This is a genomic window from Arthrobacter sp. TMN-49 (genome assembly GCF_054511095.1).
On the sequence record NZ_JBTNDH010000035.1, the window covers coordinates 1 to 17,774 of the forward strand.

The following is a 17,774-nucleotide window of genomic DNA, read 5'->3' on the forward strand; positions in this document are numbered from 1 at the left end:
GCAGACGTGGTGTTCCACGCAGACCGCGGCGCGCAATTCACCTCGACACAGCTATGGGAAGCCTCAAAGGAATTAGGGATCCTGCAATCTGTCGGACGCACGGGGGTGTGCCTGATAATGCCGCCATGGAAAGTTTTTTCTCACCGCTTCAAAAGAACGTGCTAAACCAAAAACGCTGGGAAACCCGCGAAGAACTACGCCTAGCCATCGTGGTCTGGATCGAGAAAACCTACCATCGCCAGCGCCGCCAACGACGCCTCGGCAAGCTAACACCAATCGAGTTTGAGACAATAAACAAGACCACTCAACCGGTCACCAAAATTTCAGCCCAACCTGTCAACTAAACCCTGGTCAGACCCGTCCGAATGAACCACCGTTCCTGTTGGGTGGCGTGTGCGCACCGCGTTCTCTAATGAGCTCACCGCCAACTTGAATTTCATCCGTGAGTCCATGGAGTAACCGACGATTCGTCCGGAGTACACGTCTTTGACCGCGCAGAGGTAGAGCCTGCCTGCCTTGGTGGGCTGCTCGGTGATGTCAGTCAGCCACAGCTCGTTGGCCTTGCTGGCCGTGAAATCTCGTTCGACGAGATCATCATGGACGGGAGGGCCTGGCTTGCGATTCAGGCCCCGCTTCTTGGCAAAGACAGACCAGATACCTTGAAAACTGCAGAGGCACTGGACCCTGTTCTCGCCGGCGATGATACCTTGTGCCGGGAGTTCATCGGCGATGAACCGGTACCCGAACGCGTGGTCGTCCGTATGGACATCGGGATCACCATCGGGATCAATGCCGATTGTTGGAGAAACACATCTATATCAGTGTCCTGCGGCCCCACTAGACCGTTAGAACCTTAAGCTCACTCTCGTTCCGTCAACCAGATTGCATGGTCCATGTGCGTGACTGTCTTTCCCAAATTCGTCCGTCGATGTACCTCCAGCACCACAGTTCTGGCCAATTTGGAATTGACAAGCACGTCCAAATTCTCAGCGTCGGCGACACGTTGGACCGCATGTATGATCCACGTGTCGGGCTTGGTATCCGGGTACCCCATCAGCATCCCGAAGTAGTTGTGCGTGACTGATCCCAACCCGTGAACATCAAGGTAGGCATCTCTCTGGGCCTGGTTCTGATGGTCGTACTGCTCGTACGTATACGCCCCAAGCTGAACGAGGCGGGTGGCGGCTTCCAAGACCGCAGACGCCTTGCTCCTGCCGTTCGTAACCCCGTGGCCAAGAACGTCCTCTATGTCGGTTTCCGAGAGCTTGAGCAGTTCACGGAGATCAAGGCCGGCCTCCGGATATTCTACTTTGAACACAAGCAACCGCGGTAGAAGTCCCTTGCCGCGCTTGGTCTCGTAGACCATTTGTTTCGAATAGACAGCGTCTACAAGCGCCATCCCGAGCTGTCCCTCCCAACCCGTCTTGTAGACCTCAAACTTTTCGCTCGGAATTGTCCTGACATCGCGCTCAAACGCGTCCATGAGTTGATTCATTGCCAATCCTTCAGTTGCTAGTCCCCATCGGAAAAGAAGACACTCTAAGAAGTGTTTGCCTGATGCTCAGAGACTAGTAGCAAATTCCCGATCTCACCCCAGCATACTGAAGGCTCGCTCTCCTGGGCCACGCGCACCGAGCAGCACCTGTGACGGTAAACGGCACGAAGTGGGCTGCTTAGGACTTTTCGGACAGCGGAATAGTCCTAAGCAGCCCACGGCTTGATTTCCTCGACCTTGATACGCAGCGCAGACGAACCATCAGTAGCCGAGACCCCCGGCATAGCAGTCCACGGAGAAGATGCGCAGGGCAGAACCGACCCACCGAAAACCTAGCCCCGAAAGTTCAGGGCCAAGACCAGTCCAATCCAGTCAGCAGCGAGCTCTCGAATTCGAACCGAAATAGTGAGTGGCCGAGAACCCGCGACATTCGAACCGAAACAGCTTGTGCAGAACGCTCAGAATTACAACCTCATGTAAATACCAACGAAAACTAACGCCGCAGGTCAGAGCATATTGAGTACTCAAAACCCCTCGTTAGTTATCAACGTTCATTAGCCCCGCTTGATCTACAAAGGGCCATTTTGAGTTGCCAATGGTCTGTTTTGACCTTTTTCTATATGGCGCTATTGGAACAACGAGTGATACTAAATACTCTCCACTTTGCACTGATTGGGATGAGTTTTGTATGACGTGGTGGGAATTCCAGACCGACTGCCGCATGACCCCGAGCGTGTCCGGTCAACTGGCGCATCTTGCTTGTCATTTTCCTCTTGATCCATCACATTCAGCCTGCAAGTTGTTACGTTCGCGGACCCGATCCTCAGCGCCCCGACGCGCGTTCCCGTTAGTGTGCACGCCTCACACTGGACATGGACTTGTTGCAGCCCTCGATGGAACCGGCGATGCCGCCTACGACGACATCACCGCTAAGACTGCGGCATGATTCCCGGGACGGTTCAATTACCCAAACATCCAAATTGGTCACCTTCAATGATGTCAGGTGGCCTCATTTTCACTTAGCGATTGTGGCCCTATTTTCGGCTGGCGTTAACACTCGGCGTCGGACCCACCACTGGTCATCAAGGACCATGAGGCAGTCCCACCGGGCGATCAGCAAGGAAGGCCCGGCAGTCCTGCGCCCGTCGTTCTACCAATCATTATCCGTAGCACGGAGCATGGATCCGCAACTTGCCGCTTTCTGCTACCAATTGATAACCGAACACGGACATTGCTGTACCCTGCCGTCATTGCCGTTGCGAGGAAGCTGGGAGAGCGCACCTTGGAAAACCCTCACCACAGGTGAACTCTACGAGCCACTCAACCTCGAACGCAACCCATCATCCGAAGAAGAGCCGCGAAGGAAATCATCTCCAGAAAATACACCGTGTCAACGCCCTACGTGTCAGGGTTGGGTGCGGCCAGTCCTCCATGAGAAGGGCTGTTTCTTAAACCGCCTTGCCTGCCATTAGCGCCAGCAGTACGCGCCGTATTACACCCCGGAGCTTCTCAAAAAGTTTGTTGTCTCCCAAGTTATTGCGGAAATCCTCGACCAGAATGACCAGAAAACTCCGGCTGATGACATCCTCTAACTGACAGTGTGTAAAGCTATCCGACCGGATTGCATACAAATTCGCCGCTCATACGACCTGGCCGCGTGACTGGCGCAAATTGGGCGGCGGGCGTAGATTCAGAGCGGTTGACCCGGGTCAACAACGCCGTCCACAAGACGTTGATTCACGTGTTCCTTGACGACCCAAGCTGCAGCAGCAGTCGGCGTTATCGCTTCAAAAACGCCAATAATGGGTTCGTACCCAGCGGTTTCATAGACGCTCGTTTCGCCGTGTCCGAAGCCTAAAACAACCTCGACACCGTGCTTAACTAATTCCTTCGCCGCATCCAATATCCTGCAGCAATACTCTTCTTGGAGCGGTCGGTCTGAGCTGACACCACCTCTGTACACGATAAGGACATCGGTTGCGCGCCGACCTAGATCTCCGTTTTCAAGGAGATCCTCCAAATACTCCGCGTACGGCTGCCCAGGATTCTGGGCCTGTCGTTCCGACAGTACGACTCTGTCGTTGACAACCCTCAGCTGACCACCGGCACGAGCCAACGTCTGACTAACGTCAGAATGGGTCTCTGCTCTTGGGCTGTAGGGGCCGACGGTTCGTACCGTAATCGGATCAGTTTCTAGATCGACAAATCCCCAGTCATCCGCGGTGTTATAGAGCGGGTCATAGCTACTCGTAATGCCAAAGATGTTGTGAGCAAGTTCTTGCACCGCGCCATTGAAACTGCGTCGTGCATCCAGCTCAGGCTCCGTTGTGCTCTCATCAGATAAATGGAAGGCGATCCATTGCTCTGTCTGAGCCGTAGTCCACCAGAAAAAGTCAGATGAGCCGCCAGCGTGGTCTACCCCAACGCGGTAGCGTAGCCTTCGCCCGAAAAGCTGCAGGAGACCACGATCCTGGATTATGCAGCGTCTGTCAATCGGGTTCTGTATGAGATCGAGGTGTCTATTTGGGCGATCAACTGGCCAATCAATCTTGGACCCAATCCAGTCGTCAGCGCCTGAGAGCACACGCATTTCCAGCTGAATAGCCCATGGCCACCCACCCACAGACAGACCAATTTCTTTGACCACATTGGCTTCGACTGAAGAGATGGCTTCGATTCCAGAACCATCATAGAACCCTAGTACCAGTTGTAGGCCCTGGCCATGCCTTCGTTTCTGGACGCCCTCCGGCAGCTCTCTGAATGCGATTATCTCTGCGGCGAGAAGGGCACGTCCCGCCTGGCGCTTTTGCGCGTAGTCAGCATCTGACGACGGAGTCGCGGTGAGTCGGTGAGCGGTCTCCACAACGCAGCTGGCTATCGAGTATGCAGGGCCGTTCATCGATATACTCATAACTATTAATCTTACCAAGGTGAGGCTAATCGCACCTTTAAGACCTTGGGCTCGTTACGAAGCTGGGTTCACTTGTTTGGTTTTACGCGTCCCAGAAAGCGAAACTCACAGTGCCGTCGACACTGACTGCGGCTGTCCGGGACATGGGCATCAGCTATGTCCGAGAAGTCATCATGGGACGCTCCCGCGGCGACTGGACTTTACATGACGAGATGCAACTCTTGGCGGAAGCCATCATCAACAGTTTCGATGGCAACGTCCATATTGGGAACTTGAACTACGACACACTTTTGCTCTCAGCGCCGAAGGCAGCTGGCCCCGTTGTCACATATGGGCCACGGTTACAACCGATTCTCAATAACGGTAAAAGACGAAGATTCACCAGATGACGATGGAACTACTTATGAAGTCTCCAGGCTCCAGACCACTGTCAGCTTCCCCACGGGAGACAATTACAGGGTCAGACTGCCGCATATTCATGGTAGCTGGCTTACTGGCGCAGCTCCGAGACGGATCTACATTTCAAGGCTCCGGTCGATGCACTCCGAAACCAACAGATGTGGGCTGCCCTTCGAGAAGGACACCCAGAATGGCGACACCACCAGCCAAACAGACTAGAGGCCGCCTATAGGTATCTGGCACGAGAGGTTCCCGAAGCCCTGGCCTGCCTCCGGGCAATACCTAGCTCTGCGTGACTGCCGCGTCACATCAACGAGAACCACCGCTGATGGCAGCCGCTAAGTCAAAGTTGAAAGTGAACAGCCACCTGGCTGCCATAACCCTGTCATTTGCCGCCGCCGAGTGTCCAAGAAGCTGTGCGGGCGATCGTTGTAGTCTGACTCGAAGAACCTACTACCACTCCATTTCGTTGGATCTGGGATTCCGTCGCCCATAGGATCTCCGGATGCTCCGCAACTCGCAGCTCTTTCAAGGCCTCTAGTTGTTGCGGAGAAGGCAGCAGCTCAAAGATATCGGCGATCAGTATCTCCTTACTTCGCGCCCACTCACTGAATCTCATAGGTTCGTAGTGACGTCGAATCCGGTCATATCGCACAGATCGGAACTCTTGCTCAGGCAGAATCCCTGACGCAACCAGTTCTTCATAGAACTCGCGCCATCCGTCGGTCTCTCGCCCAATGCCTTTCTCGAACCACCGAATGAACGCGAGCAGATGCTTTCCCTTCACTCGAACTCGTAGATCTTGATCGCTGATCTGATCTGGTGCAAGGAGCTCATCGTCACGAACATCGAGTTGAGTACGCATCCCCAAGGAGGATGGGTGGAACTTGTAGACTCCTCCCACCGGCTGGAACTGCTCGAACCGCTTGCCTTTAATCAGCATGTATTCGTTGTCGACCCTAATTCGGTACAGGTACGAGATCGAGACTCGAACTCGACAACGCCATGTTTGCAGCGAATACATTATGATCCTGAACGATCGAGCATTCGCAATGGCAGCATCAATGAGTGGGATCAGAAAACCCACAGCTGCTCCAGCCGGGATGGTGAACCAGCCGCTACTGACGCCAACGAAGGATGCAGTAACCACCGAAGCAATGACCCCAACAAGGTATATGACTACACGGGCCACTGAGATTCTCTCAATCTTTCTTGTGCGGACAAGTTCTCACTCTGATCTATTTGATTGTGATTTGAACGAACTTCAACCAAACGTTTGACGGTCAGCGCTGCCGAACTGCCCATTTCCCCGTTCATGAGCGCACTCCTTACAGTGTCGAGCAACTGGCACGAGGATCAGCTAAGTGCCCCGTAGCCACATTACAGTGGAAGCCTCAGTCGGCGGATATGGGCGCGTCGACTCATGGAAAACCTCCACGTGACTGGAATATGTTGCCTTGTTCGGGCTTCTCCACTTCGGTACGGAGTCCAATTGCAGTCTGCGGTGTCGAGGATGCCAATTTCTATGGAGATGAAAATGGGGCAAAGACAAGTATCGGTGGAGAGGCGTGCCCTGGATTACGAGCAGTTGTCGCAGCAGGCGGGATTTGGCCCATTCAAATCGAGGTGGAGTTGAAATTTATGAATATCAAGCACGTACCCCCACCAAGCTTGAATCAATGGGAAAGAGACGATCGCCTTGAATATGCTAGTCATTGACTATGATCACGGCTTCGTAAGCAACATCCGTGCGCTCATACACCATGACAGGTGGATGGATATCTCGTGCAAAGGCACGGCCTGCTTCGATCGAGGCCGTGATCGGTGCCGACGCGACCAAATGCCACCGTTTAGCACCCGGGAAGTGGGCCTCAGCCAGCGCAAGCGCCGCTCGCCACCGTTTCGCGAAGTTCGCCAGAGACTGTTCATGCGAAAGCAGTTCAGGTCGGGGCGACACTCCTACCGGACGCACCTCTATGACCGGTGCGTCGACGATGGCGGCGGGGAAAGCTGAACGATCCACCTCGCTCGTCAGCGCGCAGACAAGTACGACGTCTTCGGCTGAGGCATTCGCTTCGAGAGTATTCATTGAAAAGTCGATCGGGTCTTCATGGTCGCCCCATGACCATCCAATGAACTGATCACGACGCTTCTGAAAGAGCCGTGTCGGTCTCTTGTCGTCAAGGTGCCATCCTAGGTAGACGAGAGCAGGTATTGGCGCGACGGCGAAAACAGAGATGTGCTCAACGTCGCCGCTGTCGACCGCTTGGCGGACCTGCCCGATGGTGTCGTCGATTGACTGCTGGGCAGCATCCCAGAAGCCACGGCCACCAGCAGCGCCGTTGATTCTACAGGTGAAGTCACCACTGCGCCTTGTCTCAACGAGCCCGAGATAGTTGACAGCCAGTAGTGTTTCGGCAACCTCGCGCTTGGACGCTATCGCGAGCGAGCCACGAATCAAGCAGCCTACGCGGAGAGCTGCGGTTCGGGTAAGCCCTCCGTCCTCTGTAACCATCTCTACTCGTCGCTCGAAAGACTCTTTGATCTCACGCAGTTTCTCAGGCGGGAAGAAGTCGATGTGGTCAGGGTTGTCGATAATTTTGTGACAGTCGTGACACAAGAGCAACAGGTTCTCCTCAGCCTCGGTATCTTCGATTCCGTCGTTGTCTTTGCTCCTAGGCGATCCGTCTCCATCTGTGGCGCCGACGTTGTGCGCCAGTTCTGCCAACAGCACCGAATGCAGATAAGTCCGCTGGTCACCGAGCAGGCGGCGGTTGCAGATCGTGCAGCGTCCGGCAGTCCGTGCCCAGAGTGCGTTGCGCACTGGATCCTTAATGCGCCCGCGGTTAACGGTGGTATTTCGCTTGTCAGAAGAAGCCATCTGCATCTCCCGCGGTTTGGTACTGGTTCGCTTCCTTGGACTTGTCATCCATCTGCGTCTCTGACAAGTTCGGCGCTACGGTCGGCGACCTCGTGCTGGCCACGGCCACGAATCTCCTCATTGGCCCGGCCTCGCCATGAGGAAGCGAGATCAGGTGCGTCCCGGATAAAGGTTCACTTGAACCGAGGTGAGAGCCGAGGATGCTGGTCAAGGTCGCCGCAAGACCGCTCAAGTCTGCAGCAGAGCCGTGGAAGGTCGGCGCGGAGCACCCTCGAGTCGGGATGATCTCATCAGCGTCAGTCTCTGCGCTCCACAACTCATGAAACGGCTCCAGCGTACCGTCGTCCCGCACCGCGTTCCCGGCCTGCTGGTCGATGGTCAGGCAGCCCGTGATCTCCGGTGGCGTCGAGACACTGAGGATTCCGAGCGTCCCGGTTCGTACATCGCATGCCATCTGCGCGAAGACTGGGCGCTTGGCGCTTGCGGCGGCAGCATCGAGCATGCGACCAACCGCGACACTGACAGTCGCATCGATAATGACGTCAGCATTGTTGAAGTCAGACGCTTCGGGGACATGCGCTTCGCGTGGCGTCACCTCGACGACGTCGCTGATCGCGCGCAGGCGCGCAGCCAAAGCCTCCACTTTCGACTCACCAACATCCGTCTCGCTGTAGTTCTGCCGGACCAAAAGGCCACCAGTAACGCGGCCTGGATCGCAAAGTACAACTTTCATGGCCCCCGCTCGGACGACAAACTCGGCAACCCATGAGCCCAGACCGCCGCAGCCCCAGATATGCACAGTCTTGCCTGAGAATGAGGAGACAGGCCGTGTAGAGTCACGGCGAGTAGTTACCTCCGGACGCTGATCGGAGACAGGCAACCAGCTCACCTCTAGACCAGGGTCGATTTTGGCGGGGTCAATACTAATCACGGAGCTACTCCTTGTGCTCGCGCGGGCCAGCGCACGAATTTGGTCGGCGCCGAGCGCCGGGATACTTGCGACCAATAGGTGCGGAGGGCCGCCAGTTGGGTGGGGGACTGCAAAGACGAGGCGCTGGGGCGCGCCATCGGTCTTCCGAATTGTGCTCGCGCCAAGGACTGTCAGCAGCGGGGCGGTGAGCCCTGTCAGGGAGCGCTTGGTAGCGAAGGCGTCCGCCGGAGCCACGTGCCCTGCATAGGAATCTTCTACGACACTTAGCAAAGAGAGCAAGGTACTCCCGGCCCCCAGAGGCAACGCTGCATCGAGCCAAAAGATCGGTGCGTGTTGAGCCGAGACACCCACATGCGCGCTCTGGTCTCGATCACGGTCGAGCACTAGGTCAAAGCGCTTGGATGTCCGCTCGATGAGCCACCCATGCCGAACCCGACGGTTCGAAGTGAGCGAGTCACGTACGACGACACTCGGCGCACCATCAGTTTCGTGCAGCACACCACCGACCGCATGATAGAGCGCTGTCTGAGCATCGAAACGTCCAGCAGCAGCGTCCCTGAGCCACTCCAAGAGCCGATCCATCAGGCCCCCGAATCCATCAGCCGGATCCCATTCCCGAGACGGATCGAGGTATAGACAGAGCCTCGTGCCCTGAAGCACATGAGCGTGGCTAAGGAACCGTAGGTGACTGACCTCGACTCGCGGCGGTGGGACGTGCGAAGGACCCACGATGACCTGGAACTCCTCATAGTCGCGAAGTCGCAGCCCGCCCTCTGCATACCCAAGGCCAGAGGTGCAGACTCGTAGTCGCAGGCGCATCTCGCCTCTGCTGTGCCGTGGCCTACCGATCAACTCGACCTCACCCGGGAATGCCTCAGCGAAAGCAGCCAAGTCTGCAAGAACTTTTGCCTGCCACTCGCTACTACACCTCGTGCTCACCCCGCGCGGCCCGAGTGTTTGACGGTCGACATCGGGACAGCGGCTACCGCGCTAGAGACAGCGCTGAACTTTCCTGCTCCTGAGAACCTGGACGACTCCGAACCTGCTGGTGCTTTGAATCCATCGCCGAATAGTGCCTGCCACTTCTTCACGCTCTCGTCGAAGTCGGTCTCCTCGTAGGCATCCTTGATATCAGCCGCGTGCACATGGATCCGCTTGCGGAAGTGAGAATAGGTCTCCTGGCTCCAGCGATGGTCGAACGACGTGCCGGAGCCAGACGGGTCAGTGATCACCGGCTTGTATGGGTTAGCTTGGAGGAAGTCATCTAGGTCAGAAACGATGTGTAGGAGGGCCGTCGGAAGGTCGCCATAGTAGCCACTGTCGAGCACCTTGCGCCACTCCACGACTTGCTCGCCCAACAACGTCGTAAGAAGGATCGACCTAGTGCCCGTCCAGGAGTTCTTGTGGTCACGCAGAAACTTCATGATCCTGATGACCTCACGCAGTCGTTTGTTTGCGACCCCATCCTGCTGCTTCATCCAATTGGTGAAGCCGTCTGTATCGGTACTTTCCCACGTGTTGTCGTCGCGGTTGATGATCCACTGTGTGCCGTCAGCGCGCACCACGAAGGGAACAACGTCGACGTGCATCGCATTCTCAGCGTAGTTGACGTAGACGCAGCGGCACTTCCGACCGTGTGGCATGTTCTTGTAAGGCGAGGTCTCGTGTAAAACGTTGTAGATCGCGTCGCCGTAATTCTTCAGATTGCCCTCCCAGTCGGGCTCTTCAACCATCTGGATCATGAAGTCGCCGTCGAACGCATTGCCGTTGACCGGTTTGATAATAGTGCGCTGAGGCCAGGACCCCTGGGGGACCTTCTTCTTTACCAGCAGCTTCAGGTCAGGGTCGGCTTTCAGGCAGTTATAGATCGAATCAACCCTCGCGCTGAGTAAATCGACCTTCGACTGAGGAAGGTTGACAGTATTTTCGAGGAAGTTCTTGAAATAGTCGGTGTGCTTCATGCTGCGCCTCCAGGCGTTGTCAGAGCGCCGAGCTCGACCGCGTGATCGGTAATCGGCGAAGAAATGGGCTGAACGGGCCGTGAGTGCTTCGGGGCTGGCCCGTCCGAGCGCGACTATCCGGTCACGAACCGTCGCGCCAAAGTGAACGATGTTGCTCTTGCGAATCAACTACATGGTGGGCAATGCATGCTTTGGATCGACGCGGCTATCATGAGACCACTTCATCGCAAATATTTACCGTGCCACGAACCGGCATGTTCCCCCCCTGCAAGTACAGATACATCAAACGGCTACAAAGTTTCGGCAAGCCTGGTCCAACCGTACTACGCACGGGCTGTCTGTCTAGCAGACCTATGACACCCCGGTCGATGAGCCCCAAGGTCAAAGCAGACGAGTGGTGGCTACGCCCGGTCCGCAACAAGAAACCCAGTAAATCGCCCCCCCTGCAAGTCGCGCGGGGTTGGCCCTAGTTCCACCAGCTGACAGTTCTCCAGCTGACATTGGCGCCTTGGATCTGCCCCCACACCCGGGCAGCACCACAGCCAGCACGATCCCTACTAGTAACGGTCATAACCACCGTTTAGACTTGGCACCACCATAGCGTGAGGGGTCTGACATTCTGCTGCCGAGGCGACTCCACGCACCACGCCGGTCGAATTCGACGAATGACGCTAGGTTTGTGTTTGGTCGCGGAAGTTGAGTCGCTCTACGATGAAATTCGCCCACCGCCCTTCACGTATCTCGAACAGCGCTAGGGTTATTGGCACCAGCAGCGACGGGCGGTTTCCAATGCGTATTCACCCCAGCCTCGCCGAGTCCGCCCGCCGGCAAGCAGAAGCTGAGTCCGAGAATTGGGAAGCCACGTACCGCCAGATGGTCCTGTACGACCTCGCCGCAGACATCGAGCTCGGCTTCTTTCTTGCCTACTATCGCAACTTCGCCATCCCCAGCATCGCCGCAACCCTGCACCACAACGGCGAAATCACCGTCAGCCCCATGAAACGCTCCTACGACACCGCCATCGTCACCTACGAGCTCATCACCAGCGGCTTGAACAGCGACCGCGGCCGCCACATGATTCGACTGCTCAACCATGTCCATCGTCACGTCCCCGGCAGCCAGCACGACTTCCTCTACGTCCTCCTCACCCTGCTCGTTGTCCCGATCCGTTGGGCCCGCACGCATGCCTGGCGGGCGCCAACACTGGCCGAGGAAACCGCGGCAACCCGTTTCTACCGAGAACTCGGCACCCGCATGCACATCGCCGGCCTCCCCTCAACATTCCAAGACGCGGAACGGTTCTTCGACAGCTACGAGCGTGACAACATCGCCCACTCCCCCGCCGGCGCACAACTGATGGCCAGCACCGTCCAAGTCCTCAAGTCCAGACTTCTTGCGTCTGCCCGAGCATTGACCCGGCCAATGCTCTCGGCCATGTTCGACGACGACTGCCTCACCGATGCCCTCGGTCTTCCCCACGCCACCCAGTTGAGCAAAGCGGCCCTGAGTGCCGCACTGTATATACGCAACGCCATCCACCGCCGCCGTCCGCTCAGCGCAGAGCCTCATTTCGTCCCGGGCCAAGCAGGTTCCAGCCTCTACCCCAACGGCTACCGCCTCGATGACATCGGACCGAAAAACGTCATGTCTCAAACAGGTCAGCCGAATCATGAGCCACCAGGACGCCGGCCGCACCAATATTAGTGTTTCCCAGCAGCCTACTTTCCAACGAGCACCGAGCACTTCGCATCCCGGCAGTCACCCCGCCAGCAGCTCCCAGCGGAGCAGCTATGCAACAATAGCCCCATGACAGCTCGACTCTATGACCTTTCATCATCATGGACATTCCCCAACACCATGCAGGAAGTTTGGAATGTTATTGCCGATCCCAACATGGCTTGGCCCGATTGGTGGCCAGGGTGCACCTTGGCAAAACCACTCGAGCGGGCGCCGCATACTCCTGGTGCCAGCGATGCTGGAATTCTGATGGCGACCACCGCCACCCTGAACTTCAAGGCTTCCTTGGGTTATACGCTGAAAGCTTCCTATCACCCGACCTTCGTTGACAGCCCAAACGAGATTGTCTTTGATGCTGAGGGCGACCTGCACGGCGAAGGCCGTGTCACGTTGGTTGACCTCACCGGAGGCAGCACCCGGATGAATATCGAGTGGCGAGTCAGGCCCACCAGCCGTTGGATGTCATTCCTGAGCCCCGTAGCCGCCCCCGCCTTCACCTACGCCCACCGGGTTCTAATGCGACGTGGCGAAGAGGGCCTCAGCGAACACCTCGCCCGGAACAGCGAAAGCAACAGCAAATAGAGTTTCTTCCCACGCCTACCCAGCCAGCACTGACGGACTTAGCATTAAAGACATGGCGTTGAGTCTCAGCCGCTGAGGAAGTCGATGGGTTCCGCAAATGTTCATTCGCCAGCACCAAGAGGAGCAGGTCGGTAAAAACACGCCCAAAGTAAAGCCTGAGCAGAACCCAAAGGCGAAGGCGCCTCACCTGAACCCCCGGCAGATCCGTCGCGCAGCGCGCGGCGCCATTCGAGAGCTTGACCTTGGCGAGTATCCGGATTTGCAAAGCATCCATTCGTTGATCGAGGCCAGGAGTGGCTTGCCTATCATCATCGGGGAAATGCCCACCCTTGACAGGCACGATCTCTGTGGCCTCTGGCTTCACTGTGAAGACTGTGACTACGTCCTCCACGCGCCAGAATTAACTGTCTGGCACCGGCAGTTGATCATCCTCCACGAATTTTCGCACATGATCCTGAATCACCAGTTCTGTGCCACTTCAATTCTTCTCCCGCCGTTACCAGGCATCCCCCAGATACCTTTGATGATCCTCGGACGCAGCAGCTTTGACAGCGACACCGAGGTCACTGCCGAGTACCTTGCGGATCTCCTCACCGCACGTATCCTCCGCCGCCCGCAGGAACCATCTGCCGACCCGTCTGGATTCAACAGGGTCTTCGGATAATGGACTACGTTCCAGCGGCAATGCTCTGGCTCCTCACCGCTGTCCGTCTTCCCACAGCTCTGGACAAGGAACGCGCATCCGTCCTGCGCGCCACCTTTTTTGCCACCATAGCCTGCACCCTCTTCATACCGTCCGTGTACGCCGCAACGGACCCCCTTATCGGCGGGCACAACCATGTCGGACTGGTCCTCATCCTGACCATCCTGGCTGGCTTCTGGCAGTTTCATACTGCCATGGTCCTGGCCGCCTTCAATGATGAAGAACGACGGCGCCACCTCCTGAGGTGGGGACGGTTGGCTGCCGCTGTGGCCGGGACGTGTGTCGTCGCGGGTTTTTCACTCAGCAAGATAGACGTAACGAACCGGAATCTGCCGCTGGCCTACGGAGACCAGCCCGGCATGCAGCTGTTCCTTTGGACGGGATCAGCATTCATCATTGGAGTCTGTGTTTCGGTCGCACGCACTTCTCTGAAGTTCTGGCCACAGATGCGCAGCCGCACCTTTCAGTCGGGCGTTGGCTGCTTCGCCATTGGCTGCGTCTTCATGGTTCTGGCTCTGGCCAATCGGTTGGCGCTGGGGCTGCTCGAAGAGACATCCGGTCACAGCAACGCAATAGTTAGCGGGCTCAACTGGTCTTTTCCAGCCTTCGAAAGCTTGGCCGTAATTCTGGTCAGCATTGGCTTGATGCTGCCGCGCTACCGTGAATCCATGCAGCGACTGCGGCTGAGCATTCGCTCCCGCTGGTTCATGGTGCTGCTGATGAATCTTTGGCTGCGCAGTACCACCGATCGAAAGTACGTGCTCCGCAATCGTTGGACCCCCATTTTCGACCCGATCAAGGGGAAAACCGCTGTCCATCTCCACCGCTGTGTTGTTGAAGTACGCGACTACCAGTTTCGCGGGATGCCTTTGAATCCCCGCGAACGAGTGCTCGTCAACCAGGCAGAACAGCTGCTGCAGGGACATTGACGGCCCTCAGCTTTCGAAGCCGGACCAGCCGCACCCTACTGGACAGTCCACGTCGCTTTTCCTTTTCCTTCCCATGAACTGGCGACAGGAGCTTCGGCTCATGACCCGTGAATGGTCGGAGGAATTGTGGAACGGCTCAGCATCAAGACCCCGGAAGACTTCATCAGCCTCATGGGACATACCCTCGGATATTGGCCGAAGGAAAGCTTGGTCTGCCTTCCCTGGACGGACGCCGGATTGGCTCGACTCTTCGTGTAGGACTTCCCACAGCGGGAGCGGACACCAACCGCTATGTACATGACGTCGTCAGGTGCATTGCCAACGACCCTGAGGCAACCGGCGTCGTCTTCGGCATCTTCACACCTGCCCCGTGGGAACCGATGGATGAACATCCGTATGAAGACGTCATTGGATTCCTGGCCGGAGAGCTGTCACAGCACAACATCAAAGTCTACGACGGCTGGCTGATCGGGGAAACGTCATTCACCAACTACTTCCAAGTTGTCCCTGATCCGCTGTCCAGAAGCCCGCTTGAAGGGATCAAAACAAGCCAGCTCAACGCCGAGCTGGTTTTCCGTGGCTCCAGCATCGAACCCAATCCGGGGTTTCGTGTCCCCATTCTCGCTCGGCGGGATCTAAGTGAAGAGGTTTTCAAACACTGCCTCCGAATCGAGTCCATGACTCCACAGGCTGCCACCGCCAAGGCACGAATCTTGTGGGCTGGCGTACTCGATGGTGCTGCCCTGCCAACGGATGCACAGTCGGCAGAGTTGCTGGCAGATTTCAAATTCATCTCCGTGCGCGACCGGCTCCTGGCCGACATTCCTGGACTGGAGGACAGCCTCGGCGACTTGCTGCTCGGCCAAACTAAGCGGCCGCCTCACTGGCAACGTGTCGACCGCGCCCAGGAGGTCCTGCTACATCTATACACCCGGGCAGATGGAACTGATGCTGCCCCCGTACTCACCAGTCTTGGCATCATCCAGTGGTGGGAAGGCAAAGGATCCCGCGCCCACCAATGCTTCCAACACGCTCTCGAAGCCGACCCCCATTACCGACTTGCCCAACTCAGCGACCAAATGGTCGTCGCCGGCGTCCTTGCACCCTGGGCCATGGACAAGAACTCGGCGTACCAGCCGCCCATGAGCCGTGGGCCACGGATCGAAGGAATGGGGCTGGCGTAGCAGCTCATCGCAATTGGAGCTGGAATTGACCCATCACGAACGACTGGTAATCTCCAGGTCGGTGGTTCAAATCCGGTGCGGACACAATCCTGATTCTGGCTTGTGGTCAACTATTCCGGATCGAAGTCCTCATGGAGCAAAACTACCCAACTCGCTCCGGATTAGTAGCTGTGGACGCTACCCAGCTCCCACAACTTGACCAGCATTTTCATCCTGTCGGTCTGAGAATTTTCCAGTACTTCGGTTGTCCACGCGTCTTGTTGAACAACTTGGGTGGTGAGGGCGTAGTTGGTCACACCATTCTTCCCTGTGAAGTAACCCTGCTTCTTATGTGTGAAGTCTCTGTTCGATGCTTCGGAGTTCTTAACTCTGTTCAGGAGCAAAAGATTACCCACTCGGTGAGTCCAGAGTGTTCGTTCTTCATCTGTGAAGTCCTGGCGCCATTGCGAATCTTCCTTCGGATTCTGAGGTAGAACGTGTTCAACAGAGATGTATTTGTGCGCGTAGGTTACTCCGCTGGACTGAGTCAGCGTCTCGTCCAGACGCAGCAGGACATATTTCACCACACGCTTGTTTTGATAGAGGGGACCATCCAAGGCAAGCCTTGTTTCGCTACGTTCAGCTTCGTCTAGTTCGAAAGCTGCGGAATCAAGACCATCCCCGTTGCCCAATTGCTTCAAAAGTTCGACGTACCGCTGAGCTCTAGGGGTCGTGTATACGCGCCTAATCAGCATGCTCGCAGCCAACCGTTCCAGCCTGGCAAAGAACTGTCCAAGCCAAGTCGGATCGCCCCCATGTTCTTTGAGCGCCCAGATTGCCGGTGGTACCCAGTCATTGTTGTCGAGCTGAGAAAGCCTGGTCAGCCACGCATTGATCTCATCGGCGCCGTGAGTCGCTGAGAAATTGGCGTCACGCACCTGCGAATAGGCAGCGGCATAGGGCAACAGAACATGGTCCACAAAATGGTCTGCAGAATGATCTTTAAGGTGCGGCGACAGAACTTGTTCCTTGAATTCAAGAAGCAATTCTCGGTGGCCTCGAATCTTGGCAATGACCATGCGAACGTAGAGGAAAACGTCGGCGAACCCCTGCCGGCCGAGTTGTTCCTCGGCATCCTCCCACTTCTTGGCGTACCTCTCCTTGCTGCTGTCATCAATCTTGCCGATGATTTCAGCCTTGAACATGTCAGCCGGAGTGAGGTCCATCCCCCGAGCATTCATCACGCTAAAGATTCTGTGAGCGCTAGAAAGATCGGCGGTCGCAACAACTACGAGAAATGTCTTCCTGAGGAGGTGCCGAATCAAGTCGAGCCGCTCATCCTCAGTCATCTTGGTCAGCTCGGTCAAAAAATACCTTGCATTCCCAATAACCGCCTTCTGCGAGTCGGTAGCTAGTCCTTCCAGATCAAGCGACTGTATTTCGGGCGCAGAACCCTGAGACTGAATGTAATTGTTAAAGACTTCACTGTCCCTGCTGCGGATAGTGAGTCTCGGCTTCGGGGCCAACCCGAGAGCCTTGTTTCCAAGTTCGACTATGAGGGATTGCAGATTGCCGCGAAGTTCAAGATCGATGGTGAGCTCACGAATCATGGCAAAGAGGATAGTCAGGGTAGTCAGTCGTTGCTGGCCATCGATGACGTCTGCGTCCGATGAGCCGGCGGTCTTTACGAGCACGATCGAACCCAGAAAGTACGGTTCCTCTGGACTCCGTTCAGCTGCATCCTGAATGTCACTGAGGAGCTCGGCGGCCTGCTCCTGACCCCAAGAGTAGGGGCGTTGGTAGTCGGGAATACTGAAATTGAACTTGGCATTGAAAACATCAGAAAGTGCATGTTCATTCGCCTGGATTTTGCTACTCGGTAGGGCCTCGGTAGTCACCATTGTTCACTCCACGATCTCTAATATGGGCAGGACTAGCCCGAGTCTATTGGTATCCACTGACACAGCAACCATCGGCCGGGTTTGATTACTCATAAGTCGAGGTTGCAAACCCGACATCCTGCTGTCCACTGAGAGAAAGTTCCAGGCGAGCGTGCAGATCAGCAGAGTTGAATTCACGTGA

Annotated in this window: 12 protein-coding genes and 2 pseudogenes; 6 read left to right on the plus strand and 8 right to left on the minus strand. The window is 56.4% G+C overall.

Features of this window, described 5'->3' with window-relative positions:
* A pseudogene (locus ACX80E_RS14230) lies at positions 1–344 on the plus strand (transposase); the annotation flags it as partial.
* Positions 345–347: 3 nt separating this feature from the next.
* On the opposite strand, the pseudogene ACX80E_RS14235 reads toward ACX80E_RS14230, so the two are convergent.
* The 7 genes and pseudogenes from ACX80E_RS14235 to ACX80E_RS14265 form a co-directional block, all read right to left on the minus strand.
* Positions 348–770 (minus strand): annotated as a pseudogene (locus ACX80E_RS14235) (transposase); the annotation flags it as partial.
* A gap of 89 nt (positions 771–859) precedes the next feature.
* The gene (locus ACX80E_RS14240; protein WP_459302672.1) at positions 860–1,495 is read right to left on the minus strand and encodes a hypothetical protein; all 636 of its coding nucleotides are present in this window, start codon (positions 1,493–1,495) and stop codon (positions 860–862) included.
* 1,690 nt (positions 1,496–3,185) lie between these two features.
* Entirely contained in the window at positions 3,186–4,394 is a 1,209-nt protein-coding gene (locus ACX80E_RS14245; RefSeq protein WP_459302673.1) for a hypothetical protein, read from the minus strand.
* A 796-nt stretch (positions 4,395–5,190) separates the two neighbouring features.
* On the minus strand, positions 5,191–5,829 hold the full coding sequence (locus ACX80E_RS14250; protein WP_459302691.1) for an SMODS-associated NUDIX domain-containing protein: 639 nt from the start codon (positions 5,827–5,829) through the stop codon (positions 5,191–5,193).
* Between the two features lie 684 nt (positions 5,830–6,513).
* Positions 6,514–7,686 carry an SAVED domain-containing protein gene (locus ACX80E_RS14255; protein ID WP_459302674.1) on the minus strand — a complete coding sequence of 391 codons (1,173 nt, stop codon included), beginning with the start codon at positions 7,684–7,686 and terminating at the stop codon, positions 6,514–6,516.
* Positions 7,673–9,436, minus strand: a complete 1,764-nt coding sequence (locus tag ACX80E_RS14260; protein WP_459302675.1) for a ThiF family adenylyltransferase — start codon at positions 9,434–9,436, stop codon at positions 7,673–7,675. Before ACX80E_RS14260 ends, ACX80E_RS14255 begins: the two co-directional genes overlap by 14 nt.
* A 116-nt stretch (positions 9,437–9,552) precedes the next feature.
* The gene (locus ACX80E_RS14265; RefSeq protein ID WP_459302676.1) at positions 9,553–10,578 is read right to left on the minus strand and encodes an SMODS domain-containing nucleotidyltransferase; all 1,026 of its coding nucleotides are present in this window, start codon (positions 10,576–10,578) and stop codon (positions 9,553–9,555) included.
* A gap of 789 nt (positions 10,579–11,367) precedes the next feature.
* Here ACX80E_RS14265 and ACX80E_RS14270 point away from each other — a divergent pair.
* From ACX80E_RS14270 to ACX80E_RS14290, 5 genes are all read left to right on the plus strand, one after another.
* On the plus strand, positions 11,368–12,282 hold the full coding sequence (locus ACX80E_RS14270) for an oxygenase MpaB family protein (RefSeq protein ID WP_459302677.1): 915 nt from the start codon (positions 11,368–11,370) through the stop codon (positions 12,280–12,282).
* A gap of 102 nt (positions 12,283–12,384) precedes the next feature.
* Positions 12,385–12,897 (plus strand): SRPBCC family protein, encoded by a 513-nt coding sequence (locus ACX80E_RS14275; protein ID WP_459302678.1) that lies wholly within the window; start codon positions 12,385–12,387, stop codon positions 12,895–12,897.
* A gap of 97 nt (positions 12,898–12,994) precedes the next feature.
* Positions 12,995–13,561, plus strand: a complete 567-nt coding sequence (locus tag ACX80E_RS14280; protein ID WP_459302680.1) for a hypothetical protein — start codon at positions 12,995–12,997, stop codon at positions 13,559–13,561.
* Positions 13,561–14,529: a hypothetical protein gene (locus ACX80E_RS14285; RefSeq protein WP_459302681.1), complete on the plus strand. Its 969-nt coding sequence runs from the start codon at positions 13,561–13,563 to the stop codon at positions 14,527–14,529. The genes ACX80E_RS14280 and ACX80E_RS14285 overlap by 1 nt, the downstream gene beginning before the upstream one ends.
* Positions 14,530–14,720: 191 nt before the next feature.
* The gene (locus ACX80E_RS14290) at positions 14,721–15,713 is read left to right on the plus strand and encodes a DUF4192 family protein (RefSeq protein ID WP_459302682.1); all 993 of its coding nucleotides are present in this window, start codon (positions 14,721–14,723) and stop codon (positions 15,711–15,713) included.
* A gap of 161 nt (positions 15,714–15,874) precedes the next feature.
* On the opposite strand, the gene ACX80E_RS14295 is transcribed toward ACX80E_RS14290, so the two are convergent.
* Positions 15,875–17,593, minus strand: a complete 1,719-nt coding sequence (locus ACX80E_RS14295; RefSeq protein ID WP_459302684.1) for a DUF262 domain-containing protein — start codon at positions 17,591–17,593, stop codon at positions 15,875–15,877.
* Positions 17,594–17,774 lie beyond the last annotated feature (181 nt).

What these genes read in the sequence shown, in the direction of transcription:
- ACX80E_RS14255 (WP_459302674.1), bottom strand. Translation starts at nt 7,686, where the DNA reads ATGGCTTCTTCTGACAAGCGAAATACCACCGTTAACCGCGGGCGCATT.
- ACX80E_RS14285 (WP_459302681.1), top strand. Translation starts at nt 13,561, where the DNA reads ATGGACTACGTTCCAGCGGCAATGCTCTGGCTCCTCACCGCTGTCCGT.
- ACX80E_RS14295 (WP_459302684.1), bottom strand. Translation starts at nt 17,593, where the DNA reads ATGGTGACTACCGAGGCCCTACCGAGTAGCAAAATCCAGGCGAATGAA.
- ACX80E_RS14250 (WP_459302691.1), bottom strand. Translation starts at nt 5,829, where the DNA reads ATGTATTCGCTGCAAACATGGCGTTGTCGAGTTCGAGTCTCGATCTCG.
- ACX80E_RS14280 (WP_459302680.1), top strand. Translation starts at nt 12,995, where the DNA reads ATGTTCATTCGCCAGCACCAAGAGGAGCAGGTCGGTAAAAACACGCCC.
- ACX80E_RS14270 (WP_459302677.1), top strand. Translation starts at nt 11,368, where the DNA reads ATGCGTATTCACCCCAGCCTCGCCGAGTCCGCCCGCCGGCAAGCAGAA.
- ACX80E_RS14240 (WP_459302672.1), bottom strand. Translation starts at nt 1,495, where the DNA reads ATGAATCAACTCATGGACGCGTTTGAGCGCGATGTCAGGACAATTCCG.
- ACX80E_RS14260 (WP_459302675.1), bottom strand. Translation starts at nt 9,436, where the DNA reads ATGCGCCTGCGACTACGAGTCTGCACCTCTGGCCTTGGGTATGCAGAG.
- ACX80E_RS14265 (WP_459302676.1), bottom strand. Translation starts at nt 10,578, where the DNA reads ATGAAGCACACCGACTATTTCAAGAACTTCCTCGAAAATACTGTCAAC.
- ACX80E_RS14275 (WP_459302678.1), top strand. Translation starts at nt 12,385, where the DNA reads ATGACAGCTCGACTCTATGACCTTTCATCATCATGGACATTCCCCAAC.
- ACX80E_RS14245 (WP_459302673.1), bottom strand. Translation starts at nt 4,394, where the DNA reads ATGAACGGCCCTGCATACTCGATAGCCAGCTGCGTTGTGGAGACCGCT.